This is a genomic window from Cryobacterium sp. Y50 (assembly GCF_002929805.1).
Lineage (GTDB): Bacteria > Actinomycetota > Actinomycetes > Actinomycetales > Microbacteriaceae > Cryobacterium.
This window is the reverse complement of the sequence record NZ_PJJM01000045.1, coordinates 1-12,948: the sequence shown is the minus strand read 5'-3', so window position 1 is coordinate 12,948 and position 12,948 is coordinate 1. Positions and strand designations below refer to the sequence as shown.

Genomic DNA, 12,948 nt, shown 5'->3' with positions numbered 1-12,948 from the left:
GGAATCTGGCACAACTGGCTCCTCGAAACTCCCAACAAACGATCCCTCATCGCCTACGACCATTAGGACTCACCCATCCAGGAGCCTGCTGAATAACAGGGGTTCAGCCGGTCTGGCGAGTCTCTAGAGTGTTTTTTTGCTCCGGGGTGGGACGCGGTGAGGTGGGCTGAGCGGTCGGTACCGGTATGAAGATCTGGCGTTGCGTCGGCTCGGAGGAGACGTTGTGGGCGGCTGTGCCGCGTCGGCCGCTATGTCGAGGTGGTGGTCGTGCTCTGGGGTGTTAGCCAAGGGCCCAACCCCCCTTTTCTCTGGTCAATCCCAGGTTGAGGAGCCGTTTGAGGTTGATGGCGGCGGCCCTGTTCGACCACTACGCGTTGTTCTTCACTACGCCCCGATAGGGCACTCTGCGCGCTCCTCAAGTCATCCAGGCCAAAGCCTGACCACGCCACCGCAGTTTGGAGTCATGCAGTCCGCGCCCTCATTCAACGGCTGAATCTCGCGCGCCGACGACGATCAAACCCTCGCGTCATCAAGCGTAGGGTCTCCAAATGGCCCGCCAAACGCTTCCATCACGCCCACTGGCCACAACCCGCTCACGAGCCAGAAATCACCATTCAACTGCTTAAGTGAACGGTATTGGTCTTAGCCCGGTGCGGCTCAGACGAGACGGCCGGAATCGTGGTCGACGACGCGGGTCAAATACTTGTGGCCGCGCTTGTAACTAATTTCATCGATCCCGATTCGGGTGAGGTCCGCGAACTGGTCATCAAAGAAGAGAGTGTGACCGCTTTGGTGCCGGGCCCAGGGCACGGCGGAGACAGTAACGCCGTGGACGCGGCAGGATACTCGGGGGGTGCGACAGCTTCGAGGTGAACTTGAATTGAGCCCACGACTAATGCCCGCCAACGACGCCGCCCGTCACCGAAGTCGTAGCGTGGGTTGCGCTTCTGACAGGATCGGAGCTCAGCAACACAACGACAACAATCCGCTAAAGCTACGGCCGGTTCCGATACTAGTGGCACTTCCTTGTAAATAGTTGCCAGTCCTAGTATATTTTTTCGAGGTAACGCGGCTCTGTAATGACGAAAAGAATTAGGGGTGAATCGATGGAGATTATCGTCTTGGTGAAGCAGATGCCTGACACTTATGGAGATCGCAAACTCGATGCGGCGACAGGGTTGCTCAACCGACCCGTCGGGTATCGGGTGATCGACCAGATCAATGAACGCGCACTCGAACCAGTGCTCAGCTTCATCGAGAAACGCCCAGTGCGATTCCGGACCCGTTTTGAAGGGTGCTGAAATGACCGCGACTGAGAACACCAAGAGGTTCCGGGCAGCACGCGACCAGCTCTTCGCGCTCGGCCACGACTACGAACGCGCCGTTGCGGAGTTCGCCTGGCCCGAGATCGGCCCGACCTTCAATTGGGCCGTCGAGTGGTTCGACGTGATCGCCGACGGCAACAACCGCACTGCACTCTGGATCGTCGAGGAGGACGGTCGGGAGCGCAAGGTCAGCTTCCAGGAGATGTCGCGCCGTTCCGACCAAGTGGCTGGCTGGCTCCGCGAGCACGGCGTGCACCAGGGTGACCGCGTATTGGTCATGCTCGCCAATCAGGTTGAGCTCTGGGAGTGTGTGCTCGCGATTATGAAACTCGGCGCGGTCATCGTGCCGAGCGCGACCGCCCTCGGCACCGCGGAGCTCGTCGATCGCTTAGCCCGCGGCCGCATCGCGCATGTCATCGCGAACTCCGCGGATAACGCAAAGTTCGACGGTGTCGACGGTGACTTCTCGCGGATCTCGATCGGCGCTCCGATCGACGGTTGGGCCGACTACGCCACGACAATTTTGCACACGGGCGTCTTCATCCCGGCCGTTCCTGAGGCGGATGATCCGCTCCTGGTCTACTTCACGTCCGGCACGACGAGCATGCCGAAGATGGTCGAGCAGTCGCAGAAGAGCTATCCCGTCGGCCACCTGACGACGATGTACTGGATCGGCGCCCAGCCAGGCGACGTGCACATGTCCGTCAGCGCGCCCGGGTGGGCGAAGCACGCATGGAGCCTGCTCTTCGCGCCCTGGAACGCCGAAGCGACGATCTTCATCTACAACTTTTCACGGTTCGACGCCCAGGAACTCGTACGCCAGCTCGACCGAGCAGCTGTGACAACCTTCTGTGCTCCCCCCACTGTGTGGCGCATGGTGATCCAGTCCAAGACACTCGACCGCCCATCAGCGCTGCGCGAGGTCGTCTCGGCGGGTGAGCCACTGAATCCCGAGGTGATCGCGCAGATCCGGGCCGTCTGGGGCCTCACAATCCGCGACGGCTTCGGTCAGACCGAGACCTCCGCGCTGGTCGCGAACACTCCGGGAGTCGAGATCGTGCCTGGCGCCATGGGTCGGCCGCTGCCAGGGGTTCTCATCGTCCTCGTCGATCCGATCACGGGCGTTGTCGGCGATGAGGGTGAGCTATGCCTCGACCTGTCGCGGCATCCCGTCAACGTTATGACCGAGTACCTGGACGATCCACAGCGTAACGTCGAGGTCACCCTGGACGGTTTTTTTCACACCGGAGACGTGGCATCCCGTGATGCTTCCGGCACGATCACCTATATTGGCCGCACCGATGACGTGTTCAAGTCATCCGACTTCAAAGTGTCACCGTTCGAGGTCGAGAGCATACTGCTCGAGCACGAAGCGGTCGCCGAGGCCGCTGTAGTTCCGGCACCACATGAGACCCGCTTCACGACGCCTAAGGCCTATGTAGTGCTCGCTGAGGGGTGGGAACCCACTGACGAGACGGCGCTATCCATCTTCGTGCACTCGGCAGCGAGCATGCCGCCATACATGCGCGTCCGTCGGATCGAGTTCTTCGACCTGCCAAAGACAATCTCAGGCAAGATCCGCCGCGTCGAGCTGCGGCTGCGTGAAGTGGATGCCGCCGCCGGCCACATCACCATCACCGAGTGGAGGGAAGAGCAGTTCCCCCAGCTGAAGCATGGCCGGGCATGACCCAACTCCCAAAAATCACCTGGGTCGTCGGTGCGGGACAGCCGGGTCCGGGTGTCCCGCGATGACGAAGCGAGGATGATGCGTAATGCTGAATGTCGGAGCTCAGCAACACAACGACAACAATCTGCTAAAGCTACGGCCGGTTCCGATGCTAATGGCACGTCCTCGTAAATAGTTGTGAATCCTATTATATTTTCTCAGGGTAACGCGGCCCCGTAATGGCGAAAAGAATTAGGAGTGAATCGATGATGATCATCGTTTTGGTGAAGCAGGTGCCTGACACTTATGGAGAACGTAAACTCGATATGGCGACAGGGCTGCTCAACCGATCCATCGGAGATCGGGTGATCGACGAGATCAACGAACGCGCACTCGAAACCCCGCTTAGTTATAAGGACTCGCACAACGATGCCGAGATTATCGTTCTGTCGATGGGCCCTGCTACCGCTGCCGAGGCGCTGCGCAAGGCGCTGTCGATGGGAGCGGATGCAGCCGTCCACGTCGTGGATGACGCGCTCGTCGGCTCTGACCTTGGCCTGACTCCAGGGTTCTCGCCGTCGCTGTTGCGCGCACCGGCTACGACCTGCTGGTGGCCGGCAATGAGTCGACGGACGGTCGCGGCGGGGTCATCCCCGCGATGATCGCCGAGCGACTGACGATCCCGCACCTCAGCTCGATGACGACCATCAAAATCTCGGAGAAATCGGTGAGCGGCGAACGCAGAACTGAAGCAGCTGCAGCGACAGTCCACGCGGCGCTTCCCGCTATCGTGTCCGTCACCGAGAGTGCTCCGGAAGCGCGTTTTCCCAATTTCAAAGGCATCAGGACGGCCAAGCGCAAGCCCTTCACCACCCTGTCGATTAGCGAGCTGGATGTCGAGCTCACTTCGGGTGGTCGATCGGTAGTCACAATCACCACCGAGCGGCCTGCGCGGTCCGCCGGAACCAAAATTATCGACGACGGCAACGCTGCAGTGGAGCTCGCAGAGTTACTCGCCGCCGGCTGCCTGACCTGACGGAGAAGCCACAATGTCGAATATTCTTATTCTCATCGAAGTCTCCAACGCGGGCAAGCTCGCCAGTTCAGCTCCATCGCTCATCACCGCTGCTCGTAGGCTGGGCAACCCGATAGCCGTTGTTGCATCGAACAGGCCTGAGCTGCGGGGGCATCCACTGTCATCTCTGGTGGTCGTGACGTCGGATCGAAGGAAAACTTTGCGCTGGTGGAGCAGCTTGCAGACGCGCTTGGCGCCGCCATCGGGGCGTCCCGCGCCGCGGTGGACGCCGGCTACGTGCCGCCGAGTTACCAGGTTGGGCAGACCGAAACGACGGTATCTCCCCAGCTTTACATCGCGCTCGGAATCTCGGGCGCCATCCAGCACCGCGCCGGCATGCAGACGGCGAAAACTATTGTTGCCATCAACAAGGATGCGGATGCTCCAATCTTCGATGTCGCCGACTTCGGGATTATCGGAGACGTATTCACCGTTGTGCCGCAGCTGGTGGCGGCAATCTTAGCGCGTCGCAAATAGCAGCCGAGACCGCCAATAGAAAAAGAGCGTCCGTGTCCAAGCGTTCAAAGCGCCGAACCGCGCTCCAGAAATTGCTTGACCCGTTTCACCTGGCTCGTTGTTGGCTTGCTGGTGCTGACTTTTGTCGGTGTTTTGATCGCTCACTGGGTGCGGGAGCTGCCGGCGGTGCAAGACTTTCCGACCAGTTATCCCGGCCAGTCCGAACTTCCGGATGGTGTCGCGGTCGACTTCCAGGCCTGGTTTGCGTGGCAGAACTTTCTCAACGTGTCCTTTCTGGTGCGCATCATCCGCACCGAGTGGTTGGTGCGCACCAACCAGCGTCCGGCCGCCTTCTGGACGCGCAACAACTCCGGCCCGATCCGCACGCGCAACTCCCCGAAGAAGATCAGCCGCGACTGTGGTTGCACCTCAGCCTCGACGCGCTTTGGGTACTGAACGGCGTAGTCTTCTTCCTGCTCATTTTCTCCACTGCGCAATGGATGCGAATCGTCCCGACCAGCTGGGATGTCTTGCCGAACGCTATCCCGGCGGCCATCCAGTAACCTCCCTCAGGTGGCCAACCGAGAACGGCTGGGTCAACTACAACGGCCTGCAGCTGCTGAGGTATTTCATTACCGTGTTCATTACCGTATTCATTACCGTGTTCATTACCGTGTTCATTGCCGCACCGCTGGCGGTGATCACCGGCATCCGGATGTCCGTAGCGTGGCCCCAGGGTGCGACGCGGCTGAACCGGTTGTATCCGGTCGAAGTTGCCCGTGCTGTGTACATTCCGCTGATGCTCTACTTCGTGTTGTTCATCATCGCCCACGTCACATTGGTGTTCGCCGCCGGGGCGCTGCGAAACCCCAACCACATGTATGGCGGTCGCGATGACGAGTCCTGGGTCGGGTTCTGGTTCCTTGCAGGCTCGCTGGTGCTTATAGTCCTGGCCTGGTTCGTCGCGCGTCCGATTATCCTGCGTCCGATCGCAGCCCTCTTAGGAAGGGTTTCACGCTAGCACTTTGAATATTCGCCCACCCGGATAATTACCAGCATGTCCTATGAATTACTAGCTCACCCAAGTATATTTGATGAGAGCGTCGACCACGGTGGTTGCGCGGGAAGTAGGGTTTCAGATGGTTCGCGAATCGACATACTTCGTCGGAGGTAAGCATGTCGCCGGCACTTCAGGGCAGTTCGGTGACGTCTTCGATCCGAGCACCGGAGCCGTGCAGGCGCGTGTGCCGCTGGCGACTACGGAAAAAGTGCAGGTGGTAATCGCGAACGCAGAAGAGGCGCAGCTCGCCTGGGGCGAGTGGAACCCGCAGCGTCGCGCACGCGTGCTACTGAAATTCCTCGAACTCGTGGCACGCGACATGGACTCCCTCGCGCGGACACTCGCGTCCGAGCACGGCAAGGCCATCGCCGACGCCAAGGGAGACATTCAACGAGGCGTGGAAGTCATCGGGTTTGCCGCCGGTGCTCCCCACCTGCTCAAAGGTGAATGCTCCAGTGGTGCCGGAACCGGCATCGATGTCTATTCGATGCGTCAGCCGCTCGGCGTTGTTGCGGGGATCACCCCATTCAACTTTCCTGCCATGATCCCGCTCTGGAAGATGGGACCCGCGCTCGCGGCGGGCAACTCTTTCATCCTCAAACCGTCAGAGCGAGACCCTTCCGTCCTGCTGCGCATCGCAGAACTCTTCCTCGAAGCCGGTCTTCCGGCCGGCGTGCTGAACGTCGTGAACGGTGACAAGGTTGCCGTCGACGCGCTACTAATGGATGACCGCGTCAAGGCCATCGGCCTTATCGGCTCCACCCCGATCGCGCAGTACATCTGCGAGACTGCTACCGCCAATGGCAAGCACGCCCAATGCTTTGGTGGGTCGAAAAACCACATGGTTGTAATGCCGGATGCCGACCTCGACCAAGTCGCCGGCGTCGTCGGCACCGGTCACGGCTCAGCAGGGGAACGCTGCATGGCCATCTCTGTCTCCGTTCCGGTTGGCAAGGATACCGGCGATGCGCTGGCAGCAAAATTCGCCGAACGGGCGAAGTCTCTCAAGATCGGTCACTCGCACGACGAAACCGCTGACTACGGCCCGCTCATCACAATGGATGCCGTCGGCCGAGTCTCCGATGCCATTCAGATCGGAGTCGACGAGAGGGCCGAGTTGCTGGCCGACGGCCGCGGACACGTCGTCGACGGCTACGAGAACGGGTTTTATCTCGGCCCGACACTCTTCGACCACGTCGCTCCTGAGATACACATATACAAAGAGGAGGTCTTCGGTCCGGTGCTGATCATCGTGCGCGCGGACAACTACGAAGATGCGCTGCGATTTTCGTCCGAGCATATGTACGGCAACGGCGTCTCGATCTTCACCCGCGACGGCGATACCGCGCGGGACTTCTGCGCTCGGGTGAACACCGGGATGGTCGGGGTCAACGTGCCGATCCCTGTGCCGATCGCGCACCACACCTTCGGCGGCTGGAAGAAGTCCGGGTTCGGCGACCTCAACCAGCTTGGGCCTGACTCTTTCCGCTCCTACACCAAAACGAAAACCGTCACCTCTCGCTGGCCGTCCGGCATCAGGGAGGGCGCAAGCTTCGTCACTCCGGCGATGCATTGACCCATGTACGCACTGACTGAGGAACAAGACGCCATCGTCGATGCCGTCCGCGACTTCGCGACGGTCTCACTCGCCCCGCACGCTGTCGAGTGGGACCAGGCTAAGCACTTCCCCGTGGATGTCCTGCGCGAAGCCGGAAGGTTGGGACTCGGCGGTATCTACGCCAGCGAGAAACACGGCGGGGTCGGCCTCACCCGCAGTGATGCCGTACTGATCTTCGAGGAACTGGCAAAGGGTGACACCACCATTGCGGCGTACATCTCCATCCATAACATGGTGGTGTGGATGATCGACACCTTCGGCAGCGATCAGATCCGCGCACAGTGGGTTCCAGAACTTGCGACGATGGAGAAGCTCGGAAGCTACTGCCTGACCGAGCCGGAGGCCGGATCGGATGCCGCAGCGCTGTCGACTTCTGCGTTGCGCGACGGGGATCACTACCTGATAAACGGCACCAAGCAGTTCATTTCCGGCGCCGGAACATCGTCTGCGTATGTGGTGATGGCGCGCACCGGAGGTCATGGCGCGCAGGGGATCAGTGCCATCCTGGTTCCTTCAGATGTTGAAGGACTGTCATTCGGCGCCAACGAGAAAAAGATGGGCTGGAACGCGCAGCCGACTCGACAGGTAATCCTGGACAACGTGCGAGTTCCGGTCAATAACCTGCTTGGCGAGGAGGGCGCCGGCTTCACCATCGCGATGAAGGGACTCAATGGTGGCCGCATCAACATTGGAGCCTGCTCGCTCGGCGGTGCACAGTGGGCACTAGAGAAGACGATCGCCTACGTCACCCAGCGCAGCGCCTTCGGCAAGCCGCTGGCCGAACACCAGGCGCTGCTGTTCACCCTCGCTGATATGGAGACTGAACTTCAGGCGGCGCGGGCACTGCTTCATCGTGCGGCCTGGGCCCTGGATACCGGTGCGGATGACGCGATATCGTTGTGTGCTATGGCGAAGCGCTTCGCAACGGATGCAAGCTTCACGGCCGCGAACGCGGCGCTTCAGCTGCACGGCGGCTACGGCTACCTCGCCGACTACGGCATCGAGAAGGTGGTACGTGATCTGCGAGTTCATCAGATTCTCGAGGGAAGCAACGAGATTATGCGTCTGATCGTTGGGCGCGCGCTGCTGGACGACAGGCAATGAGCGCGACGGTTGAGACCGCCACAGAGATGCTCCTGGAGAAGCGAGACCGGCTCGGGCTTATCATCCTGAATCGCCCGAAAGTGCTGAGCGCCCTCAACGAGGCGCTCATGCACGAAGTGGTTGATGCGGCAACGGCGTTCGACCGGGGCGCACCGGCCTCGGCGCAACCATGCTCACCGGTTCGGAGCGCACGTTCGCGGCCAGCGCAGACATCAAGGAGATGGCGGACAAAAGCTATCAGGATGTCTTCTTTAGCGGATTGTTCTCAGCTCGGGACGATTTTGCAGCCGTGCATACGCCGATGATCGCCGCCGTCTCCGGGTGTGCGCTCGGCGGAGGATGCGAGGTCGCGATGATGTGCGACTTCATCCTGGCCTCCGACACCGCGAAGTTCGGTCAGCCAGAAATCAACTCAGGCGCAATTCCAGGAATGGGCGAAACCCAGCGCCTGACGCGCGCTATCGGTAAGGCGAAGGCCATGGAGCTGATCCTCACCGGTCGAACCATGGACGCTGAAGACGGAGTGGTGCGGCTTAGTCGCCAAAATCGTTCCGGCAGCCGACCTGCTTGAGGATGCCGTCTCAACGGCAACCACTATTGCCGAAAAGTCACTGCCCGTCGTCTATGCCGCGAAGGAAGCGGTCAATGTCGCGTTCGAGTCAACACTTGCTGAGGATGTACGCTTCGAGCGGCGAGCCATCCACTCCACCTTCGCGCTGGAAGACCAGACGGAGGGCATGGTCGCCTTTATCGACAAGCGCGAGATGCAGTTCGTCAACCGCTGAGCTGCCTAGAGCGGATCTGGCGGTATCGGCGGATCGATGAAGTCGCCGGACTGGCGGCGAAACCGCGCGAGAATTCGCACCAGGCCGGTGAGGTCGTCCTCTGGCATTCCCGGATTGGTGAAGACATCGCTGTTCAGGCTGGCGGATGCCGTGGCCACCAGCTCGCGTCCGGCGGCCTCCAGTATCACGAGGGTCGCCCGGCCATCTGTCGGATGCGCTGCGCGGCGAACCAGACCGTCTTTCTCCAGGCGGTCAACCGTGTTTGTCACACTGGTTGGATGCACCTGCAGCCGCGCGCTGGCGCTCGTCATCGGCAGGGCACCGTCATGGGTGAAGCTAAGCAGCGTAAGCAGCTCGTATCGCGCGAAGGACAGCGCGTACTGCTTCAATGCCGACTCGACCCTAGCGAGCATGAGTTGCTGAGCTCGCATAATCGACGTTACGGCGGCCATGCCGTTTGCGGCATCCGTCCAGCCATGGTCTACCCACTGACGGCGGGCTTCGGCGATCGGGTCAACGGCGAGTGGGGTCGAAGGGGGCACCGAGTTCCTTTGGTCGATTAACGTGCACTTTCGTTGCATGACAAATTAGTTTATCGGATCGCCTAATAATTAGAGCTGCGATGCAGCAATATGGCATGAACATGGAGATTTTGGGCAAGGTCGCTTTTGTGACCGGAGGCGCTTCCGGGCTTGAACTAGCAACGTCACGTCTGCTTCACACCGAAGGCGCGAGTGTTGTGGTCGTTGACCGTGATCGGGACCGCGGGAAAGCCGTCGTTGCAGAGATGGGCGAGCGAGCTGCGTTCGTACAGGCGGATGTCACTGCTGAGGGTGATGTTACGCGTAACCTGGACGCGGCAGCCGAGCTCGGCGGACTCGACATCGTTGTGAACTGCGCTGGAGCTGTGACAGCGTCGTGGGTAGTTGGCAAGAAGGGGCCCGCATCCGCTCGCTGACTTCCGTCGAGTAATCGAGATCAATCTCATTGGTTCCTTCAATGTCATTCGCATCAGCGGAGCGCTGTGATGGAGTCTCCCGCGGCGAGGCAGGAACGTGGCGTTATCGTCAACACCTATCGGTTGCCGCGTTCGATGGTCAGATGGGGCAGGCTGCATATTCAGCTTCTAAAGCTGGGATAGCAGGGATTACCCTTCCGATTGCACGGGAGTTTGCTGAGCACAAGATTCGCGTCATGACGATAGCACCCAGACTCTTCCACACCCCGATGTTCGAGTCGTTGCTGGCGGGTGCAATCGCCGCGTTTGGATCGCAGACGTCGCATCCATCGTGCCTGGGCAAACCCGAGGAGCATGCAGCCCTCGTTGCGTACATCGTAGAGAACGCGATGCTCAACGGTGAGACGATCCGTCTCGACGGCGCGATCCGGATGGCGCCGCGTTGAGCGCGGAGTACGAGACGCTGAAGGTCACGCGCCGTGGTGGTGTGGTTTAGGTCGCACTAAATTGCCCCGCCGAGGTGAACGCCCTCAGTATCTCGCTGGCTCACTAACTGAAGGCTGTGGTAGCGGCAGCCGAATCCGACCCGGGGTGTCATGCCCTTGTGCTGCGCGGCAACGGTAAATTCTTCTGTGCCGGAGGGGACGTGAAGGGGATGGCCGCCTCCGTGCCGCGGTTGGCCTCGCGGTGCTTGTTCAGCCGAAGGTGAAGCGTCTCGGGCCCGATAACGTACGCGGTCGCGACGTCCTCGATCGGTTTGGACGTGCTGATCACTTCGCGGCACAGCTCGTCGTTGAACTCTTGGGTAAATTTTCTCCGCAATGTGGTCATGCTGATCTCTACTTTCAGTAACCCCCCATTTCAAGACGGCCCATTGTCCGAGATAACCGCGGCAGCTCACCCGTAAGAGCATCGGCTGTGCGTGGGCTGAGACATGCCCTGCGGAGCCTTTGACGACTGACAGCTCTCCACTACCGTCACTCGGGCCGATCGGGACACGATTTCCCTCAGCGACCATCATTTCAGCGTTCTTTCAGCGAACCTCGATTGTATGAATTTCATAATCTCAGTTACCTCCAACGAACCATCTACGATTACGAGGAGAGAACATGCCTTTCATCACCGTCCCCGGTCAGAACGATCCTGATGTAGAACTGCATTACGAAGATGTCGGCGCTGGGAATCCCGTCGTCCTGATTCATGGCTGGCCCCTAAGTAGCAGGTCTTGGGAAGGTCAAGTGCCTGCGCTGGTCGATGCCGGTTACCGGGTGATCACCTACGATCGTCGCGGGTTCGGCCAGTCGTCCCAGCCGTGGAATGGATACGACTATGACACGTTCGCTGCCGACCTGAAGGCCGTCGTCGACACCCTGGACCTACGGGACGTCACCCTGATCGGATTCTCGATGGGTGGCGGTGAGGTTGCCCGTTACGTGGGCACGTACGGTACCGAGCGCATCGCGAAGCTCGTCTTCGCCAGTGCCGTGCCGCCTTACCTGTGGAAATCGGATGACAATCCTGATGGAGGCGTAGACACCGGACTGGCTCAGTGGTTCCACGACGGGTTGACCGGTGACCGGCCGGCATTCCTGCACGAATTTGTTCAGATGTTCTTCACCGCCGGCAAGCCGTCGCTGGTGAACAAGCCGAAGGTCAGCTCGGAGCAGATTGCTTACAACCTTGATATCGCCGAAATGGCGTCGCCGAAGGGCACGCTCGACAGTACGACCGCATTCGCCACGACGGATTTTCGTGTTGATCTGACGAAAATCACCGTGCCGACCCTGGTGATACACGGGGACTCCGACACCATCGTGCCGTTCGAGGTCAGTGGCAAGCGCACTCACGAGGCCATTTCCGGCAGCGAACTTGTGCTGATTGAAGACGCCCCTCACGGTCTCACCGTCTCACACAAAGACGAATGGAACCGGCACGTGCTCGCCTTCCTCGCGAAGTAGTGGAACCGAAGGGGCCCACCTTGGTCGTCGTCGACGAAACGTTGAATGTCAACGGAGGTATGGTCACCCTGTGACCCACACAAACCCATCCACGGTAAATCTCTACGAAGAGAGTAAACACATGAGTAAAGAAGTGAATATCGCGGCCCAGCAGAAGTTTGGTGACGCCGTGAACAGCGGGCAACTTGACCTTCTCGATGATCTTGTGGCCGTCGACGCGGTCGACAATGACGCTGCCCTTGGTCAAGGCCCAGGGCCGGCAGGCTACAAAGCATTCTTCGGTGAGATGATTGCTGCTTTTCCANCAAACGATACCGACGTCGCATTCGCCTATACCCTCACCGGCACCCACCAAGGCCCCCTCATGGGCCACGCCGCTAGCGGAAAAGCGATGTCTGTTCGTGGCATGCAAATTAGCCGGTTTGAGAACGGCAAACTTGTCGAGCGGTGGGGTAGCAGCGACGAACAGGGCATGCTCGAACAACTCGGCCTCGCACCCTAGGCTGTGACAACTGGCGTTTCCAAGCAGAAGGGGTACGGCCAAGGACGTTTATTTGACTAGGACTTATGACGCGAGACGGCATTGATCGCGCACTGGGCACGCAGGCAGGGCCGTACTGGTGTGTCTACTAGCGCGTCCGATCCTTCAACGCTTGCGCCGTAGGTGAGGGGGCTTGTGAATTCGCTGCTGCTACCAACGTCCACGCGTTTCGGTTCGCCGCACGTTTTGTTGGTCGCACAAGGACAAGCGGGCCTCGCAAACTGGACGTGGTCGTCGTGGACGGGCGGCCCGGCCTTCCGCGTCAGGCCGCGTTTCTTCGCGAACACACTCCAGAGCCGCTGTTGGGAGCACAGCCGCCAGACCCGGTTCTCACCCGCGTTGAGACCGGCCTGTTTGAGTTCGTCGGCGATGAACCGGTAGCCGAACGCGGGGTCGTTCTGG

Annotated in this window: 10 protein-coding genes and 6 pseudogenes; 13 read left to right on the top strand and 3 right to left on the bottom strand. The window is 60.2% G+C overall.

What is annotated here, in order from left to right; translation table 11 throughout:
• Nucleotides 1-660 precede the first annotated feature (660 nt).
• A pseudogene (locus CXY73_RS22180) lies at nucleotides 661-953 on the bottom strand (transposase family protein); the annotation flags it as partial.
• Nucleotides 954-1,106: 153 nt separating this feature from the next.
• Between CXY73_RS22180 and CXY73_RS21745 the strand changes: the two are divergent.
• From CXY73_RS21745 to CXY73_RS00990, 9 genes and pseudogenes are all read left to right on the top strand, one after another.
• Entirely contained in the window at nucleotides 1,107-1,301 is a 195-nt protein-coding gene (locus tag CXY73_RS21745) for a hypothetical protein (RefSeq protein ID WP_104135102.1), read from the top strand.
• Nucleotide 1,302: 1 nt separating this feature from the next.
• Entirely contained in the window at nucleotides 1,303-3,012 is a 1,710-nt protein-coding gene (locus CXY73_RS01020) for an AMP-binding protein (protein WP_104176522.1), read from the top strand.
• Nucleotides 3,013-3,257: 245 nt separating this feature from the next.
• Complete coding sequence (locus CXY73_RS23375) at nucleotides 3,258-3,653, top strand: hypothetical protein (RefSeq protein WP_368665870.1); 396 nt, start codon at nucleotides 3,258-3,260, stop codon at nucleotides 3,651-3,653.
• Entirely contained in the window at nucleotides 3,602-4,027 is a 426-nt protein-coding gene (locus tag CXY73_RS23370) for a hypothetical protein (RefSeq protein ID WP_368665871.1), read from the top strand. Before CXY73_RS23375 ends, CXY73_RS23370 begins: the two co-directional genes overlap by 52 nt.
• Before the next feature lie 61 nt (nucleotides 4,028-4,088).
• Nucleotides 4,089-4,543: pseudogene (locus tag CXY73_RS01010) on the top strand (electron transfer flavoprotein subunit alpha/FixB family protein); the annotation flags it as partial.
• Nucleotides 4,544-4,618: 75 nt separating this feature from the next.
• A pseudogene (locus tag CXY73_RS01005) lies at nucleotides 4,619-5,543 on the top strand (hypothetical protein).
• Between the two features lie 118 nt (nucleotides 5,544-5,661).
• Nucleotides 5,662-7,158, top strand: coding sequence for a CoA-acylating methylmalonate-semialdehyde dehydrogenase (locus CXY73_RS01000; protein WP_104176521.1), 1,497 nt, complete (start codon nucleotides 5,662-5,664; stop codon nucleotides 7,156-7,158).
• A gap of 3 nt (nucleotides 7,159-7,161) precedes the next feature.
• On the top strand, nucleotides 7,162-8,304 hold the full coding sequence (locus CXY73_RS00995; protein WP_104176520.1) for an acyl-CoA dehydrogenase family protein: 1,143 nt from the start codon (nucleotides 7,162-7,164) through the stop codon (nucleotides 8,302-8,304).
• Nucleotides 8,301-9,089 (top strand): annotated as a pseudogene (locus tag CXY73_RS00990) (enoyl-CoA hydratase-related protein). Before CXY73_RS00995 ends, CXY73_RS00990 begins: the two are co-directional and overlap by 4 nt.
• A gap of 5 nt (nucleotides 9,090-9,094) precedes the next feature.
• Here CXY73_RS00990 and CXY73_RS00985 read toward each other — a convergent pair.
• Nucleotides 9,095-9,670 carry a MarR family transcriptional regulator gene (locus CXY73_RS00985; protein ID WP_104135105.1) on the bottom strand — a complete coding sequence of 192 codons (576 nt, stop codon included), beginning with the start codon at nucleotides 9,668-9,670 and terminating at the stop codon, nucleotides 9,095-9,097.
• Between the two features lie 62 nt (nucleotides 9,671-9,732).
• On the opposite strand from CXY73_RS00985, the pseudogene CXY73_RS00980 reads away from it, so the two are divergent.
• From CXY73_RS00980 to CXY73_RS00965, 4 genes and pseudogenes are all read left to right on the top strand, one after another.
• Nucleotides 9,733-10,493, top strand: a pseudogene (locus CXY73_RS00980) (SDR family NAD(P)-dependent oxidoreductase).
• A 116-nt stretch (nucleotides 10,494-10,609) separates the two neighbouring features.
• Nucleotides 10,610-10,756: an enoyl-CoA hydratase/isomerase family protein gene (locus CXY73_RS23365; RefSeq protein WP_158253021.1), complete on the top strand. Its 147-nt coding sequence runs from the start codon at nucleotides 10,610-10,612 to the stop codon at nucleotides 10,754-10,756.
• 400 nt (nucleotides 10,757-11,156) lie between these two features.
• Nucleotides 11,157-12,005: an alpha/beta fold hydrolase gene (locus CXY73_RS00970; RefSeq protein ID WP_104135107.1), complete on the top strand. Its 849-nt coding sequence runs from the start codon at nucleotides 11,157-11,159 to the stop codon at nucleotides 12,003-12,005.
• 121 nt (nucleotides 12,006-12,126) lie between these two features.
• Nucleotides 12,127-12,507: an ester cyclase gene (locus CXY73_RS00965; protein WP_104176519.1), complete on the top strand. Its 381-nt coding sequence runs from the start codon at nucleotides 12,127-12,129 to the stop codon at nucleotides 12,505-12,507.
• A gap of 260 nt (nucleotides 12,508-12,767) precedes the next feature.
• Here CXY73_RS00965 and CXY73_RS00960 read toward each other — a convergent pair.
• Nucleotides 12,768-12,948: pseudogene (locus tag CXY73_RS00960) on the bottom strand (transposase); the annotation flags it as partial.

Coding starts and splice junctions, on each gene's coding strand:
- CXY73_RS21745 (WP_104135102.1), top strand. CDS start 1,107: ATGGAGATTATCGTCTTGGTGAAGCAGATGCCTGACACTTATGGAGAT.
- CXY73_RS01020 (WP_104176522.1), top strand. CDS start 1,303: ATGACCGCGACTGAGAACACCAAGAGGTTCCGGGCAGCACGCGACCAG.
- CXY73_RS23375 (WP_368665870.1), top strand. CDS start 3,258: ATGATGATCATCGTTTTGGTGAAGCAGGTGCCTGACACTTATGGAGAA.
- CXY73_RS01000 (WP_104176521.1), top strand. CDS start 5,662: ATGGTTCGCGAATCGACATACTTCGTCGGAGGTAAGCATGTCGCCGGC.
- CXY73_RS00995 (WP_104176520.1), top strand. CDS start 7,162: ATGTACGCACTGACTGAGGAACAAGACGCCATCGTCGATGCCGTCCGC.
- CXY73_RS00985 (WP_104135105.1), bottom strand. CDS start 9,670: ATGCAACGAAAGTGCACGTTAATCGACCAAAGGAACTCGGTGCCCCCT.
- CXY73_RS00970 (WP_104135107.1), top strand. CDS start 11,157: ATGCCTTTCATCACCGTCCCCGGTCAGAACGATCCTGATGTAGAACTG.